Consider the following 15,854-nt stretch of genomic DNA (forward strand, 5'->3'; position numbering starts at 1 on the left):
ACCCCATGCGCCCCGGATGGGCACATCGGGAGGGTTCGGCTGTTCGACGCTTCCGATGGGTCGCCCCGCTCGTTCCCGCGGGACATCGAGGTGCGTCCGCGTCTTCGCGGCGCGGGTCGGCTGGCTATCATCGCGAAGTGACGGACGACGCTCTTCATGATCACGCCATCGACGCCTTCATCGCGGCGGCCAACACCGCCGACCACGCCCAGCGGGCCACGCTGCTGAGCCGCGCCCTCGCCGCCGACGTCGTCTTCTGGGGGCCGTTGGGCCGAGGTGCCGGACGCAAGGCGGTCGAGGACTTCATCACCGAGGTGGTGCAGGGACACCCGTCCGGCCCCTGCCGGATGGTCCGTACGACCCGGGTGGACGCACCGGACGAGTGGGCGCGTTTCGGGTGGCGTTACGAGGACGCCTCGGGCCGGAGCCTGCTGACCGGAATGGACGTGGTGCACGTCACCGCCGAGGGCGACATCGACGAAATAGTGATCTTCGCCGACTCCCCGGAATGACCTCCGGCTCACCCGAGTGCCGGACGCGCTCCGGCACACCGCGCCGGATGCCCGCCGTCTTCGCGAGCTCGATATTCGGTATGACCGAAGATTCATTCGGTCATACCGAAACGTCACGGCGTCCCTCGCCCTGCGGCGATACCCGCCGATCATCCGCTGATCGCCGCGAGGCCCCCGGCGGAGGCTCCAACGGGGGAGGTGGAGCCGGGGCGGCACAGGTCGCGGGTTCCTGGGGACGGACCCGTGTGCCACTACCCGCCGGGGGCGGTTCAGGGTCCCGGCCGCTGCCGGGCCTCCGCTCAGGCGGAGGCGGGCGGTCCGGGAAGGAGATCATCCGGAGCGGACGGGGCTGCCGGGACCGACGGGCCTGACGGCTCGGGAAGGTCCTCATCGGGGAGCGGATCCAAGGGAAGCTCGCACCAGACGGTCCGGCCGGGCCGTCGGCCGTGGGAGCGACAGCCCCAGTTTCCGCCCGAGAGCATGCCGACGATGGCCAACCCCCGGCCGTTCTCCATCAGCAGGCACACCGGGTCCGCCCGAAGGCGGGGTTCCTCGACGCCGAGACCCGCGTCCACGACCTCGACGCGCAGCAGGCCACCGTACGCCAGCAGCCGCAGGATCAGCGGGTCGTCGTCACCGGCCCCGGCCTGCCCGCTCACCACGTGCCGAGCGTGCCGGACGGCGTTGGTCACCAGCTCGGACACGGCCAGCCGCGCGTTCTCGTAGGCCGGATGACCCTCCCCCAGCCATTTACGAACCTCCTCCCGTGCCCTCGAAGCGGCTTCGACATTACCGAGCAGAAGTATTTCGCTAAACGTCTCCGGTTCCATGGGATTGCGCCTTCCGACCGAATTGAACCGACCCGTTCTCACGTGAGCCATCGGCTGACATCCCGCGACAGCGTCGGCCCGACGGGAAAACGGTCCCAAACACCGAGGCGCGGAGGAAGCAGATCCCCGCTTATCAGGGGTTCACAGTTCGAGAAGTAGGTTCACAAAACTGTGAACCCAAGAAAATCCCGTATCCATTCCCTCGGCAATGGAAATGCAGGAGAATCCCCAAGAGGCAGCGAGAGGAGAGCGAGATGAGCGTCATCCCAGAACCGGATCCAGAGCTGGAGCCCACACCCGAGACAGAGTCGGAGCCGGAGTTCGATACGGATTACCATGAATCCACGCGCGTTCAATTCGGTAGAGAGCTACGGAAATACCGGACTTTGTCGGGATTTACCCAGAGGCGACTCTGCCTCGCGGTCCCCCTCGCCATAAGCCACCTGAGCATGTTGGAGAACGGCCACAGGGCGCCCACCAGGAAGCTGGCCCATCAGATCGACGAGGCCCTCAACCTGGGCACGGCGCTCGTCGATCTCCTGGACCGCCTGGACCGCATGACCACCCAGGTCCCCCGCTGGTTCCGCTCCTGGCTGGAGTTCGAACCCAGAGCAGAGGCGCTTCACATGTGGGAACTATCGATGATCCCCGGACTCATGCAGGTAGAGGGATACGCGCGAGCCCTGATCGGCAACGAACCAGACAGCACCCCAGAACAGACGGACAAGCGTGTAGCGGCTCGCCTGGAGCGACAGGAAATCCTCAGACGGCCCAAGCCTCCCAAGATCTGGGCGGTGCTGGACGAAAGCATCTTGCATAGACCCGTAGGCAGTCCGGAAGTGATGAAGTTCCAGCTTCAGCATCTCCTGGAACTCGGGAAAAGTTCCCACATCTCACTTCACCTGCTTCCGTATACGGCTTACAGCACCGTGGGCCTACTTGGAAGCTTCGTCATCGCGGACATGCCCGAAGGGCAGCCTTCCGTTGCCTACATCGATTCCCAGAGCACAGGAGATCGAGTAACCGAGCGGGTTGCGGAGGTGAAAGAGCTAGCATTAAGACACAACGAGATCCGAGCCGACGCCCTATCCCGCCGCGAATCACTCAAAATGATCAAGGAGGCGATCCCGAGATGGACGACCTGAACCAGGAACTCCACAGCGTCCACTGGCGTAAATCCACCCTCTCGGGTGGGGACGGAAGCAACTGCGTCGAGATCGCCGACCTCCCCCACGGCCACCGAGGCATCCGCGACAGCAAAAACCCCACCGCCCCCGCCCTCATCCTCACCCCCACCGCATGGAACACCTTCATCACCAGCGTGAAGAACGGCCACTTCGACTGACCACCCAAGGAAACGCCACAGCAATGGACATCCCTGCCCAGGAGCTCCACAGCGTCCACTGGCGCAAATCCACCCTCTCCGGTGACGACGCGAGCAACTGCGTGGAAATCGCCGACCTCCCCCACGGCCACCGAGGCATCCGCGACAGCAAAAACCCCACCGCCCCCGCCCTCATCCTCACCCCCACCGCATGGAACACCTTCATCACCAGCGTGAAGAACGGCCACTTCGACTGACCACCCAAGGAAACGCCACAGCGACGAACCCTTTTCGTCCCGCTGAGGACCGCTCCCCGTTCACAGCATGATCGAGAGCCCGGCGTTCGCCTGATGAAGCAAGAGAGCTCCTGGTAGACGGGTCCATCACCGTCACGACCGGGAGCTCTGGGGTGCTGCCCTACCGTGCCACGGTCGTTTCGTCGCCCATTCACAGGAGGTTTCGTGAAGGTCAGCGTCGTCATTCCCGCCTTCAACGTGCGGAGCAAGTTGCGCCTGTTGCTGTACACCCTCGCGCACAGCGTGCTCGATCCGGAGGACTCCTTCGAGATCGTCGTCGCCGACGACGGCTCCACCGACGGTACCGGCGAGATGGTCGCCGAGCTGGCAGGCCGTGACAACCTGACCTACCTCTACCTTCCGCGCACCGATCGGTCGAGCCGGGCGGCCGCCCGTAACGCGGCCATCGCCAAGGCCGGCGGGGAACTCATCGTCATGGTCGACGCCGACACGGTGGTCGGGCCGACCTACCTCGCCGAACACGTCCGTTATCACCGGCTCAGGAATGATCTCGTGGTGATCGGCCCCCGCCCGGACCTCGGAGACGGAGACTTCGACGAGGAGCGCCTCGGCCGCGAATTCACCTTCGACGCCATGCCCGCCGTCGCCTGGGGTGATCCGCGCGAGCGGGTGCTGGCCGAATTCTCGGGCAACATGAACCGGCTCGCCATCTGCTGGCATCTCCTGTTCACCTGCAACGCCTCGGTGCGCGTCGAGCACCTACGCCGGCTCGGTGGTTTCGACGAGGCGTTTCTCGGCTGGGGACTTGAGGACACCGACCTGGGATATCGGCTGCGGCAGGCGGGACTGGCCTTCGCCTTCAACGTCTCGGCCGTGGCCTACCACCAGCGGCGCCGGGAGATAGACGCCGCGATGTACGACGACTGGGTCCGCAATCTCGCCTACATGATGGCCAAGCATCAGGCGCCGGAAGTGGCGATCCAGTCGATCGTCGGCCCGGCGATGAACCCCACTGACCGGCGGATCGGCTGGGTTGAGGCGATGCGCTGCTTCGAGTTCGCCGCGCGGGCCCTCGACGGCCGGCTACCGGTGTCCACCACCTACCGGCTCGTGGTGGTCGAGGAGGACACGGTCGACGCCGCGACGGCGGAGTTGACGGCCCACGGCGCGACGAGCGATCTTCTCGTCATCGACGAGACCCCCGGCGCCGAACTGGCCGGCCCGGTCCAGTGCGTGGACACCTCCGGTGAGCTGCTCTACTTCCACCGGCCGTCGGCGACCCAGCGAGCCGAGATCCTCAGCCGCTACCCGGTGGCCGACGGATGAGCTGAACGTATTTCACCCCGTTTCGCGGGCCTGAAGAACGACGACCTCGACTGATTTCATATGCACCTTCACCAAGAAACCCCCCGATCACATGGCGAATTCGGGGGGTTTCTCTGTTTGGCGAGAGAACTCAGTCACTCCGATCGACTGGATCGTCGGCGCCCAGCACAATCAGCTCCAGTTTTCGGGCGGACCGTCCTGTAGGTCTTCGACGCTCACTCCCGGCAGGTCGTTGAGCAACCGCCCCCACACCTGCTTTCCTGCGAGCGTCAGTACAGTACGGTCAGTCCGATTACCCCAGTAGGCGGCCTCTGCCACGTCGATCGGCACCACATCGACCCCAAGGTCCGCCCAGGTGCCGGAGATCCCTCGCTGGGCATCACCGTCAAGATCGATTTTGACAGGGTCGTATCCAACGCCGAGTTTCACGACAATCTCATCGAGACCCAGTCGGGGATTACGGGCCAGAAGTTCCGCGTCCAGATATTCTCGCTGGTCCACGGTGAGGTGTGCTCGTGCGGTGATCACTGATATGGCAGGCAGAAGAAGACCGTCAGGGACACGACGTTTGATCGCATGCACCACGCCGACCGCTTGGTCGTGTCCTTGGGCATAAGCGGTGATGAGCGAGGTGTCGAGAATGAACTTGGCGCTCACGCCGTGGCCCGGCCGGCGTACTTGGCGATCAGTTCTTCGGCTCGACGCTCACCGGCGGCGAACCCCTCAGGGTTGGAGGTGCGGATCGCCTCGATGCGACGCGCTTCTCGCTCCTTGGCAGCCCGGTAATCCTGCTGCATCTGTCGGTGAACGGCCTGAGCGATGTACTCGGCAGGCGTGATGTCCTGGCCGGTCTCGGCAATCCACTGCCTGGCCTCGGCAAGCAGATCGGCGGGAAGTTCGTTGCTCATGTCCCGAGCGTAGTGCAGGCACCTCGCACAGGCGGGGAATCAATGGAGAGCTTCGCGGTATGGAACATCGATAACACCCACAGAGGTTCACAATGGCCCCGTCTGGAGGCATGGCCTCGCTGAAGGCTGAGGACTGTGCCACGGATCAGGGCCGGGGCGGCGCGGTGAGTTTCGCGACGTCGGAGGCGTAGACGGTCATCCAGTGCGGATGCAGCCGGTAGTAGACCACCTCGTTGGTCCAGTCGAAGGCGTCGTCGCCGTAGAAGTCCTTGAAGTACGCGAGCAGGTCCGGCCAGTCCGCGGCCGGCTCGCCGTCCTGGGGGTTGAGGATCTCCACGGTGCCGTGGGTGAACACGCCCAGTTCCTCACCGCGCATGTACGCGGCGCTGACGGCGGGTCGGGCGGCGAGGTGGCGGGCCTTGGCCGCGTTGAGCGCCGTACCGAAGTGCCACTTTCCGTGCAGGAAGTGCCCGTCCACCCCGCTGATCCGCGGCTCCCCCTTCGCCGTCACGGTGGACAGCGCGAGGGGGCACATACCGGCGAGGACCTGGGTGAGCTGCTCTGCGCCCAGGGTGCGCTCGCCACCGATGATCGAGCGGAGGTACGAGTTGGAGCGGAAGAGAGAGGCGTCGAGAAGAGCCTGGAGCTCCTTGAGCTCTTCCGGTGTTTCGCGCATCGAAGTCCTTGTCTATCCGTTGGGTCCGGTCCACGCCCACCATCGACGCCGACCGGGGAACCCATACTCACCCCAAAACCCGACACCTTGTGTCATGTTTCTTCACCCACCTTGCAGCCCGCACTTCGCATGATGGTTCCCACCGTCCTTGGTCCACGAAGACCTGCGGAATCCCCAAGAAGGACCACCGAAGGTAACGATTGACTGCGGCGACGTTGGAGAGCCTCGTCCTTGACCAGCCAACGTGCGATTATCGCACCATGAGAGAGGTCGGAGAGTGGGCTGACGTGGGCGATCGCGTCCGCGAATGCCGCGTTGCGACTGGCATGTCTCAGGAGCAACTCGCATCGGCCATGCACCTGGACCGTACGATGATCGCCAAGATCGAAGCGGGCACCCGCAGAGTGGACGCTCTCGAACTGGCGCGGCTGTCATCGGTCCTCGGAGTGCCGCTGACGCATTTCCTGCGCCGGCCTCCAGCGGTCGTATCGCGTCGGACCGAGCTCATCGACGACCCGGCAACGGATGCCGCCCGCCAGTCATATCGGCTTGAAGCGGCTCTGGCGACGTGGCTGGACGATGTCCGGCAACTCGTCGAGCTGCGAGAGTTGACTCCTCCCGTGCCCGAGAAATTCCACGGCGTCGTGGAGAACGTCGAGACCGCTCGCGACGCGGCCAGGTGGGCCAGGCGGAGACTCGGCCTTGGAACCGATCCGATCAGTTCGCTGATAAGCGTCTGCGAGGAGCTCGGCCAGCTGGTCGCGGTGGTCGACGCGCCGGGAGACGGGGCCTCCCTGATCGAAGACGGAATCGCCGTGGCGGTCGTCAGCAGCCAGGGGGATCCCGGAAGACGTCGAGCGACCGCCGCTCACGAGCTGGGTCACATGATCATCGGTGATGAGTACTCGGCGGACCTGGGCCTCCACACCTCTCGCGCCGACAGAGAACTGGTGATCGACGCTTTCGCCGCAGAGCTCCTGCTGCCCATCGAGTCGGTGCTGAGGGGCTGTGCGGAAAACAGGGATTCCCTGCGAGACCCCCTCGTCACCCTCGCCGCCAAATACCGAACATCCTGGTCACTGGCCATCCGCCAAGCGGTCGCGGCCGGAATCCTGGCCAAGGAGGACGCGAAGGACCTGCGTCGGAAGAACCCAACACGTGCCGAACTCATGGAGGCCCTGGGCTGGGTGCCACAGCCTGATCTCCAGACGGTGCGCGTGCCGCCGAGTTACGCTCATGCCGTGCTGCAGGCGTGGGGGAAGAACCGGATGACCACATCTCGCGCCGTGGAACTCATGCGCGGCCAGATCGTGGAGTCGGACCTCCCCACCCGCGAGGAGCCGGATCTCGAACCTTGATCCCTCCCGAACCGGATCTCCCCCTGGTGTTCGACGCGATGTGCCTCAACCACTTCGCACGTGCCGAGCGCCTGGACGTCCTACGAGACCTTCTCGTCGGCAGAAACTGCCTGACGACCCATGTCGTACGGGAGGAGCTACGCGCGGGCGTCACCGAACATTCCGCTCTTCTGAAGGTGCTGGACGCGGACTGGCTTGGTGTCGCACGCCTCGACTCCCTCGGGGAGATCAGAAGTTTCGCGAAATGGTCGCAGCGGATCGGCTCCTCTGAGCGGAACCTTGGTGAGGCCAGTGTGTTCTCGGCCGCCGAACTCTGCGACGGAATCGCGATCACCGATGATCGAGAGGCCGTGGCGGTAGGCAGAAGCTTTGGCCTGAGGGTTCATGGCACCGTGTGGCTACTCGCGAACGCCTGCCGCGACGGCAAACTCAGCGAGGTTGGAGCGGGCAACATCGTTGACACGCTCAAAGCTACGGGCATGCGTCTGCCATGCTCAGGTGCGACCTTCGGCCCCTATGCCCGTCGCCATGGGCTCTGCTGATCTCTCGCGAGCAAGGACACTTTGATAGCCGGGCTTCCCTTAAGACGATGAACGGTCTTGACCTGTCCGTTCAGCTCGGGGTCGGCCTTCGCCTTCTGCTCGCTCTCACGCCCGTAATCAATGACGAGTGTACTTATAATAAACGTCTTCATCATCGCTAGAGGCGATCATGAACAGCCGACAGAAGTGTTCGATCATGACTACGAGTGGTCGAAACTGTCGCATTTTATCCGCTATTCAAAGGCGACACCTGGCGTAGTGTCCAGACGCCACCGCCAGGGCAAGACTTCCCTGCTGGATGCGACTCGCCAGGCTACCGGAGCGTTCTACCAGAGTTCCTGAGCAGCCGGTGCCCTGTCCCGCGATGCTGAGGGGCAGGGCAACGGATCTCGTGCGTCAGACGGTGAAGTCGCGGAGCAGGCCGGTGTACCTCTTGGGGCGGGGAGGGGCGAACTCGCCTCGGGTGCTCGTCCGCAGGCCGAGGGAGACGAGCGACTCGACGAGCTTGGTCGCCACGGTGACGCCGTCGATCACCGGGACGCCGACCGCGCGGGAGACGTCCGCGCAGAAGGAGGCCATGCCCGCGCAGCCGAGCACGATCGAGTCGCATCCGTCCCGTTCCACGGCCTCCGCGCACAGGGCGGTCACCACTTTGCGCGCGTCCGAGGAGGGGTCGTCCAGTTCGAGTACGGGGATGTCGCAGGCGTGCACCCCCCGGCACGCGCCCGCGAAGCCGTACCGGGTGGCGAGGTCCCACGCCCGGCCCGTGGTCCTGGCGAGGGTCGTCACGACGCTGAAGCTCCGGCCGACCAGGGTGGCGGCGTGCATGGCCGCCTCGGCGATCCCGACCACCGGCCCCGAGGCGAGCTCGCGGGCGGCGTCGAGGCCGGGGTCTCCGAAGCAGGCGATGACGTATCCGTCCGCCCCCGCCGCCTCGCCCGCCGCGATCTCCGCCAGCAGGCCGGGCACGGCGAGGGCCTCGTCGTAGTGACTCTCGATCGACTCCGGGCCCATCGCCGGGTTCACGGCCGTGACGACGGTGGACGGCGCCGCGACCGCCCGGGCGCATCGGCCGATGTTCTCGGTCATGGCCCGGGCGGTGTTGGGGTTGATCACCCGGAGGTCGACGCGGGTCATCAACCGACCAGGGTCGTGCCGTCCGACACCCGGTCGGTGTCACGGTCGAGACCGCCGATCCTCGGCGACATCCGCTCCAGCACGGTGAACGCCACGAACCCGAGCCCGCAGCCGACGAACCAGCTGTAGTCGGCGATCCAGGTCACGTCGATCGTGGTGAGCTCCAGGTCGAGCAGCATCTTCGGCACGAGCACCGACACGATCGCGGGGACCCCGCTGAGCACCGTCGCCCAGACCGCGTTCGGGTTGTAGCCGCCCTGGAAGAAGTAGCGGCCGGCCGGTTCGAGGGTGAACATGTCGTCCACCCAGATCCGCTGGCGGCTCACGATGTAGTAGCCGGAGATCAGGATCCCGAACAGCGGCCCGATCAGGGCGCCGAGGATGCCGAGCGTGTAGTGGATGGCGTCGGGGTTGCTGTACCAGTTCCACGGCGTGAGCAGCACGGAGCCGACCGCCGCGATCATGCCGCCGGTCCGCCAGCTGATCTTCTGCGGGTTCACGTTGGAGAAGTCGAACGCCGGGGAGATGAAGTTCGCGACGATGTTGATGCCGATCGTCGCGATGACGAAGGTGAGCCCGCCCAGCAGGATCGCGAACGGCGTGTCGATGCGCTCGACCGTGTGGATGGGGTCGGTGATGAGCTCGCCGAACACGGGCACGGTCGCCGACGCGGTGATCACCGTGAGCAGCGAGAAGAACAGGAAGTTGATCGGCAGCCCGAGGAAGTTGCCCTTCTTCACCGCCGCGAACGACTTCCCGTACCGGGAGAAGTCACCGAAGTTCAGCATCGGCCCCGAGAAGTACGAGACGACGAGGGCGATCGCGCTGAGCATGACCGGGATGGACGCGCCGAAGTCGAGGTTCTCGCCCTCGGAGAGGTCGAGGCTGATGTTCTCCCAGCCCGCCTGGCTGACCAGGTAGACGGCGAGCACGACCATGACGACGTAGACGGCGGGTCCCGCCCAGTCGATGAACCGCCTGATCGCCTCCATGCCCTTCCAGAACACGGCCGCCTGTGCCACCCAGAGGATGGCGTAGCAGATGTAGCCGAGCGCGGACAGGCCGAGGAAGCCGCCCTCGTTCAGCGACGCCGACGCGGGCCAGAACTTGAGGAAGATGATGATGAGCGACTGGGAGGCGAGGTAGGTCTGCACCCCGTACCAGGCGATCGCGATGAGTCCGCGGATGATGGCGGGGATGTTCGCGCCGCGCACCCCGAAGATCGCCCGGTTGATGACCGGGTACGGCACACCGGTGACCTGGCTCGGCTTGGCGACCAGGTTGCAGAACACGTTCACGATGACGATGCCCACGATCAGGGCGAGGAGGACCTGCCAGCTCGCCAGCCCGAGGGCGAACAGGCTGCCCGCGGTGACGTAGCCGCCGACGCTGTGCACGTCGGACATCCAGAAGGCGAAGATGTTGTACGAGGACCATCTCTGCTCGCGGAGCGGGGCGAGGTCCTCGTTCGCGAGCCGGGGGTCGTAGTCGGGTTTGACGAGGCCGTCGCCGACGGGCATGCCCGCGGCCTCGACGACGTCGTGTAGTTTCGGCTGGGACGGTGCGCTGTGTTCGGTCATGTCGGCTTCCGTGGGGGGTACGGTGCGGGAGACCGGTGTGTCCCGCGCGCGGGTGTGCCAGGGCGGAAGGTGCTCGGGATTGACGCAGTTGCCCCCGCAGGGGCTGTGGCGTGGGCTGTTAAGTGGTCACTTAACAGCTGCCGTCAATGTATGCCTTGACACCCGACCCCTAATTTCGGCCGCGTAAAGGCCTTGTGACAATTGGCGTGGAGGCCGTGACAGCCATGACCCCGGAACCCGGCGCGGAGATCGAGGCGATCACGAACGAGCACCTCGGCCGCAGGCTCCGCGAGCTGCGGCTCCGGTCGGGGATGTCGCTGCGTGCCCTGGCGCGCGAGCTCGGCATCTCGCCCAGCGCCGTCTCCCAGATCGAGCTCGGCACGATGCGGCCGTCCGTCAGCAGGCTCATCGCCTTCGTCTCCGCGATCGGCGTGCCCCTCGCGGCCGTGTTCGACACCGCGGAGGCGGCCGACGCCGACCCGGCGGGGCCGAGCGCGCCTCCCGGGTTCGCCATCCGGCGCTCGTGGGAGGTCGCCCCCATCCGGCTCAGCGGCGGCATCACCTTCCGCAGGCTCTCGCCCGCCCCCTCACCCGACGTCGAGTTCTTCGAGTCGACCTATCCGCCGAACTCGATCTCCAACGCGCACGGCCACTTCCTCAAGCACGAGGGCTACGAGGTCGGGACCGTGACCAGGGGCGAGCTCACCATCGACTTCGAGTCCGAGGTCGTCACCCTCGCCGAGGGCGACTCCATCACCTTCCCGTGCAGCCGCCCCCACATCATCGGCAACCGCTCGGAGACCGTCACCGCCGTCGCGACCTGGCTCATCGTCCACCACTGACGGAGACGACGCGACCGTGTGAACGCCCGTGGCCCACCGGACCTTCGGCGAAGGGTCCGGTGGGCCACGGTTCGCGGGCGGCGGCTCGGTTGGGCGTCTCCTCGATCGTCGCGGCCGGATGAGCAGCCGAACGGCTCAGGCGTAGACGGACGCGAGCCACTCACCCCAGGTCCGCTCGGCGTCGGCCTGGTCGACCTCGGTGAAGAGGTGGTGGCCGGTCATGATGACGCCGTCGCCCCCGACGAACCGCAGCAGCGCGTCGTCGGTGCGCACGCCCAGGAAGCTGGGGGCGAGCACCGTGTCGACCACGCCGTCGACGCCCTGGCCCGCGACCGTGAGGTGCACCTTGTCACCCTCCCCGACCTGCTCGGACAGGCCGACGGCGCGGGTGAGACCGGCCCAGGCCAGGTCCTGGTCGGGCTGCTGCGGGGCGAACGCGGTGACCGGCACGGCGGTGCGGCCGCGGAAGTGCTCCAGATACTGGGCGAGGGTCCGCAGGTAGAGCGGGTTGCCCTTGCGGAGCGCGTCGTACTCCGCCTCCCAGTCGCCGGCCAGGACCCCGCTGTGCACGAACCGCAGCACGGTGCCACCGTTGTCACGGCCCTCGACGAGATATTCGAACGCCATGAACCCGCCGTCCTCGTCGGGCTCCGAGGCGTAGGCGAACCGGTGCGGCGGCTCCCAGGCGGTGACCGTGGAGTCACCGTTCACCCCGGGCATCGTCATCGACGCCCTGCCACCTTCGCGGGGCTCGATCTCGTTCTTGCCCATGAACCACGCGTCGACGCCGGGGCCGGTCGCGATCGCCTCCCAGACCTGCTCGGGGGTCGCCTGGAGGTCGACATCGTGGGTGAGGCGGAATTCGTGCGACATATCAGGACTCCTTGATGTCGTTGGTGTCGTTGCCCCGCCTCGCTCCTCGACGAACTTCACGAGGCCGTGGCACTGGAGGGTCTTCAGCTCTGCCGGGACGACCCGGTGACCGCCGCGCGACCGGTCGCCGGGTGCCGCTCGACCAGCGCCTCCGGCGGCCGCACCCGGATCGAATCGAGCGCCGCCTCGGCGACGCCGACCTCTTCGGCCGCCCCGCCTTCGAACATGTTCTCTACAATATCGACCGACGACTCACACCGTCAATACAAAAAAATTTGTCGGTATCGGGCGACCGCCCGAAAATGAAAACGATTCTTTACATGACCTTGAAAGTGACTGTATGTTGTCGAGCAATCACTCTACGAACTCAACGAATGTAGGTGAGCACCATGCCGGAAAACGGCACAGAGCGCCCCCCCGACCCCCGGGTGGCGTTCGTGGACGCGGAGTCGGCCCAGACGGGCGAGACGAGCGAGCGCCCCGGGACGGCCGACCGCGCCGCCGTCGCCGCGAAGACCGATGACCATCTGCCTCCCATCGCCGATCAGCCGATCGACGACAAACCTCTCGCCGCGCGATTCACCGAACCGGAAGAGGAGGAGTAGAGATGCAGCTGCACTTCCGCAACCGCTACACCTCCAAGGTGTGGGTCGCGATCATGTTCTACAGCCCCGTCGGCTGCCGCGACCACGGCCAGTGGGGCACCCGGGGCTGGTGGGCCATCGACCCGGGCGGTGAGGCGTTCGTCCTCAACACCGACAACCGGTACGCCGCCTTCTACGCCGAAGCCGCCAACGGAGCCGTCTGGACCGGTCCCTACGGCCCGATGTACGTCTACCAGAACGCCTTCGACTCCTGCATCAACATCGGCAGCACCGCCGCGAGGCGCGTCGGCACCCGACTCGTCGACATGAACGGTTATGCGCGCTACTACGTGAATCTCACCGCCTGACGCGCTCCCCTCACCTGACGCGCCGCCCGGCCCCGACCGGCCCCGCGCCACAGTGAGAGCGGACGCGGGTGAGCGCCTCCTGAGAGACGGATACCAAAATTCCCTTCTCAGGGTCCGTCCCCCCTACGCACAGGAGGCGCTCGATCCCAGCCGGGCGACCCGCGTCAAGATCAGGGCTCAGGTGTCGAGCATCCCGGCCCCGAGGATTCAGCGACGCGGGGTGAGCAGGAAACGATCCTTCGCATTGAGTTCCACGGCGGCGCGGCTGTAGAGCAGCGGGAAATACTCCCCCCTCTGCCAGGGTTCCGCCAGGTCGCGATAGTGCGGGCTCCGGGGGTCACCCGACTGACCGGGAGCGTTGATCGCCTGCGACCTGTCCCAGTCGCCGACGTCGAGCACCATCTTGAACGTGGGGCCCGACAGGGGAGCGTAACTGCCCGGCAGATAGTTCGACGCCTCCACGGTGTTCCAGGAGCCACCGCGCGGGAATGGGCCCACGTCCTTGCCCGTCGGATGCCCGAACGTGAGCCGCTGGATGTCGCCCCACTTCCAGGTGGCGGGATCGGGTCCGAGCCGACCGACCAGTTCGTCGTAGGCCGCCGCGAGCGAGGTCTTGAGAATGCGGTCCCGCACCGCCGTTCCCCCGGCGCCGAACCACCGGTCAGGGTTGTCCATCGCGTCGAAGAGCAGCAGCGGGTCGTGGATGAAGATCTGCCTCGCCACGTTCTCCGGCAGGACCTCGCGGGCGAACGCCGGTTCCAGGTGGCCGCTGAACCACGTCTCGAACAGGGCGGCCCGCCCCGAGTCCGCGCTCGTGACCGCGTCGTAGGTACGCAGCAGTTCGAGCGCCCGCGCCGTCGACGGCTGGTCGCTCGTGATGCCCGCGAGCAGCCGCACCAGCCTGCGGGCCGGGATGGAGACCTTGTCGCTCTGCAGCGCCGCCGAGTCGGCGGGCGAGGTGCGCGACCGGGAGGAGAGCACCTCGACGATGCGCTCGTGCCGGTACGGGGAGGCCCACGAGTCGAACCCGACCTTCAACGGGTGGTCCTTGGGCATGTTGAACTCGTTGGCGGAGGCGACGATCCCCTTGGCCGGGTTGTAGGAACGCGGCAGGCGGGCGCCGTCGTGGAAACCGGCCCAGTCGTAGCGGCCGTCCCCCGGCACGGGCAGCAGGCCGTCGTACCCGACCCTGTTGGGTGCCAGACCGCCCGGAACCCACCCGATGTTGCCCGCGACGTCGGCGTAGATCTGGTTCTCCGGCGGCCCGCCCCAGGTGCGCATCGCCGTCGTGAACTCGTTCCAGTTACGCGCCCGCATGTACTTCATGCTGCCGAAGTAGGGCGTCGTGCCCGGTTGCAGCCAGGTCGTACGCAGGGCGTAGGCGAGATTCCGCTCCCGATCCACCTTGATCACCGGACCGTGGCGGGTGAACGAGAGCTCGGTGCGCTGTGCCCGCTCACCCGCCACCGGCACGTTCTCCGTGACGGTCCTGAAGCGTTCCCACCCCTTGCCGTACCGGTAGCGTCCCGGGTCACCGGGGTCGAGCCGATAGACGTAGAGATCCTCCTGGTCGACGCCGAAGATGGTGAGCCCGAACGCCACGGTCCCGTTGTGCCCGATGGAGATGCCGGGCAGGGCGGGCTCCCCTGCCCCGATCACGTCGAGGCCGGGTGCCGACAGGTGGGTGATGTAGCGCAGCGCGGGCGCCTTCATCACCCGGTGCGGGTCGCTGGCCAGGATCGGACGACCCGTCGTGCTACGCGCGGGCGCGACGGCCCAGGCGTTGCTGCCCTCGGAGAGGGCGGGCCCCGGCGGCTCGGGGACCGCGCGGACCTGGCCGTTCTGGAAGACGACGCTCTGGGTGGCGAGCTGGTAGGTGCCGAGCACGTCCGGAGGAATCGCACACGGGTCGAGCCCGTCGGGCACCACGGTCTTCCACTCGGGCTCAAGCCTGCGCATGAGCGGGTCGACACCGATGCCGCCCGCGCAGACCGCGCGGGCGCGGTCGACCTCGGAGGTCAGATTGATCGCCAGGCTGTGGCTGCGGATCCGCACGACGTCCTCGGGAGACCATCGCGCGGGCGCGTACCCCAGCTCGCGAAACTCCTGCGGCATCGCCTCCGGGGTGCGCTTCAGCCAGTCGACGTAGGCGTTGATCCCCTCGGCGAACCGGGTGGCCGCCTTCTTCGCGTCGGGCCCGTAGCTCTGCCACTCCTTCTCCATGTCCCCGCGGTAGAGGAACAGCCTGGCCGCCTGGTCCTGCCTGAGGTAGGCGGGGCCGAGCACCTCGGACAGAAGCCCGAGGCCGCGACGGCGCCACAGGTCGATCTGGAACAGGCGGTCGCGGGCCGCGTTGAACCCCTGCGCGAGATACAGGTCGGCGGTGTTCTCCGCGTAGATGTGCGGCACACCCCACCGGTCCACCAGCATCCGCACCGGCCGCTCCAGCCCGGCGACCGAGAAGACCGAGTCCGCGCCCGTCCCCCCTTTCGCGCCCGCCGGTCCCGCCCGGCCCGCCGGACTCTCCGCCCCCGTCGGCCCCTCCGCGCCCGCCGCCTGCGGTAACAGGCCGGCGCCGAGGGCACCGCAGACGGCCAGCAACGAGGCCGTCCTCCTCCATCGCCGCATGTCGCTCCTCTCGTCGGCCGGCAGCACGAGGCATGCCGGCGATGTGGGGCTCGCCCAGGCCGCACATCGAGCGCGGACGCGCGTTCCCGCGTCCCATCGCCCCCGCGAA

The 15,854-nt window shown here is 66.8% G+C and carries 19 protein-coding genes; 10 read left to right on the forward strand and 9 right to left on the reverse strand.

What is annotated here, in order from left to right; translation table 11 throughout:
• The first annotated feature begins 137 nt into the window (after nt 1-137).
• Nucleotides 138-512 (forward strand): nuclear transport factor 2 family protein, encoded by a 375-nt coding sequence (locus tag AB0B90_RS32470; protein WP_362926213.1) that lies wholly within the window; start codon nt 138-140, stop codon nt 510-512.
• Nucleotides 513-811: 299 nt separating this feature from the next.
• On the opposite strand, the gene AB0B90_RS32475 is transcribed toward AB0B90_RS32470, so the two are convergent.
• Entirely contained in the window at nt 812-1,342 is a 531-nt protein-coding gene (locus AB0B90_RS32475; RefSeq protein ID WP_362926214.1) for an ATP-binding protein, read from the reverse strand.
• A gap of 254 nt (nt 1,343-1,596) precedes the next feature.
• On the opposite strand from AB0B90_RS32475, the gene AB0B90_RS32480 reads away from it, so the two are divergent.
• The 4 genes from AB0B90_RS32480 to AB0B90_RS32495 all read left to right on the forward strand — a co-directional run bounded on the left by AB0B90_RS32480 (nt 1,597) and on the right by AB0B90_RS32495 (nt 4,249).
• On the forward strand, nt 1,597-2,487 hold the full coding sequence (locus AB0B90_RS32480) for a helix-turn-helix transcriptional regulator (protein WP_362926215.1): 891 nt from the start codon (nt 1,597-1,599) through the stop codon (nt 2,485-2,487).
• The gene (locus tag AB0B90_RS32485; protein WP_362926216.1) at nt 2,475-2,687 is read left to right on the forward strand and encodes a DUF397 domain-containing protein; all 213 of its coding nucleotides are present in this window, start codon (nt 2,475-2,477) and stop codon (nt 2,685-2,687) included. Before AB0B90_RS32480 ends, AB0B90_RS32485 begins: the two co-directional genes overlap by 13 nt.
• A gap of 23 nt (nt 2,688-2,710) precedes the next feature.
• The gene (locus AB0B90_RS32490; RefSeq protein WP_362926217.1) at nt 2,711-2,923 is read left to right on the forward strand and encodes a DUF397 domain-containing protein; all 213 of its coding nucleotides are present in this window, start codon (nt 2,711-2,713) and stop codon (nt 2,921-2,923) included.
• Between the two features lie 204 nt (nt 2,924-3,127).
• A complete protein-coding gene (locus AB0B90_RS32495) occupies nt 3,128-4,249 on the forward strand; it encodes a glycosyltransferase (protein WP_362926218.1) in 1,122 nt (373 codons plus the stop codon).
• Between the two features lie 171 nt (nt 4,250-4,420).
• On the opposite strand, the gene AB0B90_RS32500 is transcribed toward AB0B90_RS32495, so the two are convergent.
• The 3 genes from AB0B90_RS32500 to AB0B90_RS32510 all read right to left on the reverse strand — a co-directional run bounded on the left by AB0B90_RS32500 (nt 4,421) and on the right by AB0B90_RS32510 (nt 5,833).
• Entirely contained in the window at nt 4,421-4,906 is a 486-nt protein-coding gene (locus AB0B90_RS32500; protein WP_350945749.1) for a hypothetical protein, read from the reverse strand.
• Complete coding sequence (locus AB0B90_RS32505; RefSeq protein ID WP_343974952.1) at nt 4,903-5,157, reverse strand: hypothetical protein; 255 nt, start codon at nt 5,155-5,157, stop codon at nt 4,903-4,905. The genes AB0B90_RS32500 and AB0B90_RS32505 overlap by 4 nt, the downstream gene beginning before the upstream one ends.
• Before the next feature lie 145 nt (nt 5,158-5,302).
• The gene (locus tag AB0B90_RS32510; protein ID WP_362926219.1) at nt 5,303-5,833 is read right to left on the reverse strand and encodes a pyridoxamine 5'-phosphate oxidase family protein; all 531 of its coding nucleotides are present in this window, start codon (nt 5,831-5,833) and stop codon (nt 5,303-5,305) included.
• A 200-nt stretch (nt 5,834-6,033) separates the two neighbouring features.
• Here AB0B90_RS32510 and AB0B90_RS32515 point away from each other — a divergent pair, with 200 nt between their 5' ends.
• Both AB0B90_RS32515 and AB0B90_RS32520 read left to right on the forward strand, forming a co-directional pair.
• Nucleotides 6,034-7,191 carry an XRE family transcriptional regulator gene (locus AB0B90_RS32515; protein ID WP_362926220.1) on the forward strand — a complete coding sequence of 386 codons (1,158 nt, stop codon included), beginning with the start codon at nt 6,034-6,036 and terminating at the stop codon, nt 7,189-7,191.
• Nucleotides 7,188-7,733: a hypothetical protein gene (locus AB0B90_RS32520; RefSeq protein ID WP_362926221.1), complete on the forward strand. Its 546-nt coding sequence runs from the start codon at nt 7,188-7,190 to the stop codon at nt 7,731-7,733. Before AB0B90_RS32515 ends, AB0B90_RS32520 begins: the two co-directional genes overlap by 4 nt.
• Before the next feature lie 396 nt (nt 7,734-8,129).
• On the opposite strand, the gene AB0B90_RS32525 is transcribed toward AB0B90_RS32520, so the two are convergent.
• Nucleotides 8,130-8,870 (reverse strand): aspartate/glutamate racemase family protein, encoded by a 741-nt coding sequence (locus tag AB0B90_RS32525; protein ID WP_362926222.1) that lies wholly within the window; start codon nt 8,868-8,870, stop codon nt 8,130-8,132.
• Nucleotides 8,870-10,450, reverse strand: coding sequence for an NCS1 family nucleobase:cation symporter-1 (locus AB0B90_RS32530; RefSeq protein ID WP_362926223.1), 1,581 nt, complete (start codon nt 10,448-10,450; stop codon nt 8,870-8,872). The genes AB0B90_RS32525 and AB0B90_RS32530 overlap by 1 nt, the downstream gene beginning before the upstream one ends.
• A 224-nt stretch (nt 10,451-10,674) precedes the next feature.
• Between AB0B90_RS32530 and AB0B90_RS32535 the strand changes: the two genes are divergently transcribed.
• Complete coding sequence (locus AB0B90_RS32535; RefSeq protein ID WP_350945803.1) at nt 10,675-11,292, forward strand: XRE family transcriptional regulator; 618 nt, start codon at nt 10,675-10,677, stop codon at nt 11,290-11,292.
• 135 nt (nt 11,293-11,427) lie between these two features.
• Here AB0B90_RS32535 and AB0B90_RS32540 read toward each other — a convergent pair whose 3' ends face one another.
• Both AB0B90_RS32540 and AB0B90_RS32545 read right to left on the reverse strand, forming a co-directional pair.
• Complete coding sequence (locus tag AB0B90_RS32540) at nt 11,428-12,165, reverse strand: SRPBCC domain-containing protein (RefSeq protein ID WP_362926224.1); 738 nt, start codon at nt 12,163-12,165, stop codon at nt 11,428-11,430.
• An 83-nt stretch (nt 12,166-12,248) separates the two neighbouring features.
• Entirely contained in the window at nt 12,249-12,392 is a 144-nt protein-coding gene (locus AB0B90_RS32545; RefSeq protein ID WP_350945755.1) for a hypothetical protein, read from the reverse strand.
• Nucleotides 12,393-12,545: 153 nt separating this feature from the next.
• Between AB0B90_RS32545 and AB0B90_RS32550 the strand changes: the two genes are divergently transcribed.
• Together AB0B90_RS32550 and AB0B90_RS32555 are read left to right on the forward strand one after the other, a co-directional pair.
• On the forward strand, nt 12,546-12,770 hold the full coding sequence (locus AB0B90_RS32550) for a hypothetical protein (protein ID WP_350945756.1): 225 nt from the start codon (nt 12,546-12,548) through the stop codon (nt 12,768-12,770).
• Between the two features lie 2 nt (nt 12,771-12,772).
• On the forward strand, nt 12,773-13,117 hold the full coding sequence (locus AB0B90_RS32555) for a DUF1036 domain-containing protein (protein WP_350945757.1): 345 nt from the start codon (nt 12,773-12,775) through the stop codon (nt 13,115-13,117).
• A 207-nt stretch (nt 13,118-13,324) separates the two neighbouring features.
• Here the strand turns inward: AB0B90_RS32555 and AB0B90_RS32560 are convergent, their stop codons facing one another.
• The gene (locus tag AB0B90_RS32560) at nt 13,325-15,745 is read right to left on the reverse strand and encodes a penicillin acylase family protein (RefSeq protein ID WP_362926225.1); all 2,421 of its coding nucleotides are present in this window, start codon (nt 15,743-15,745) and stop codon (nt 13,325-13,327) included.
• Nucleotides 15,746-15,854 lie beyond the last annotated feature (109 nt).

It is taken from the genome of Streptosporangium sp. NPDC049078 (genome assembly GCF_040648855.1).
In the GTDB taxonomy this organism is placed as follows: domain Bacteria; phylum Actinomycetota; class Actinomycetes; order Streptosporangiales; family Streptosporangiaceae; genus Streptosporangium.

What these genes read in the sequence shown, in the direction of transcription:
- AB0B90_RS32475 (WP_362926214.1), bottom strand. Translation starts at nt 1,342, where the DNA reads ATGGAACCGGAGACGTTTAGCGAAATACTTCTGCTCGGTAATGTCGAA.
- AB0B90_RS32480 (WP_362926215.1), top strand. Translation starts at nt 1,597, where the DNA reads ATGAGCGTCATCCCAGAACCGGATCCAGAGCTGGAGCCCACACCCGAG.
- AB0B90_RS32485 (WP_362926216.1), top strand. Translation starts at nt 2,475, where the DNA reads ATGGACGACCTGAACCAGGAACTCCACAGCGTCCACTGGCGTAAATCC.
- AB0B90_RS32490 (WP_362926217.1), top strand. Translation starts at nt 2,711, where the DNA reads ATGGACATCCCTGCCCAGGAGCTCCACAGCGTCCACTGGCGCAAATCC.
- AB0B90_RS32505 (WP_343974952.1), bottom strand. Translation starts at nt 5,157, where the DNA reads ATGAGCAACGAACTTCCCGCCGATCTGCTTGCCGAGGCCAGGCAGTGG.
- AB0B90_RS32510 (WP_362926219.1), bottom strand. Translation starts at nt 5,833, where the DNA reads ATGCGCGAAACACCGGAAGAGCTCAAGGAGCTCCAGGCTCTTCTCGAC.
- AB0B90_RS32525 (WP_362926222.1), bottom strand. Translation starts at nt 8,870, where the DNA reads ATGACCCGCGTCGACCTCCGGGTGATCAACCCCAACACCGCCCGGGCC.
- AB0B90_RS32530 (WP_362926223.1), bottom strand. Translation starts at nt 10,450, where the DNA reads ATGACCGAACACAGCGCACCGTCCCAGCCGAAACTACACGACGTCGTC.
- AB0B90_RS32535 (WP_350945803.1), top strand. Translation starts at nt 10,675, where the DNA reads ATGACCCCGGAACCCGGCGCGGAGATCGAGGCGATCACGAACGAGCAC.
- AB0B90_RS32540 (WP_362926224.1), bottom strand. Translation starts at nt 12,165, where the DNA reads ATGTCGCACGAATTCCGCCTCACCCACGATGTCGACCTCCAGGCGACC.
- AB0B90_RS32545 (WP_350945755.1), bottom strand. Translation starts at nt 12,392, where the DNA reads ATGTTCGAAGGCGGGGCGGCCGAAGAGGTCGGCGTCGCCGAGGCGGCG.
- AB0B90_RS32555 (WP_350945757.1), top strand. Translation starts at nt 12,773, where the DNA reads ATGCAGCTGCACTTCCGCAACCGCTACACCTCCAAGGTGTGGGTCGCG.
- AB0B90_RS32560 (WP_362926225.1), bottom strand. Translation starts at nt 15,745, where the DNA reads ATGCGGCGATGGAGGAGGACGGCCTCGTTGCTGGCCGTCTGCGGTGCC.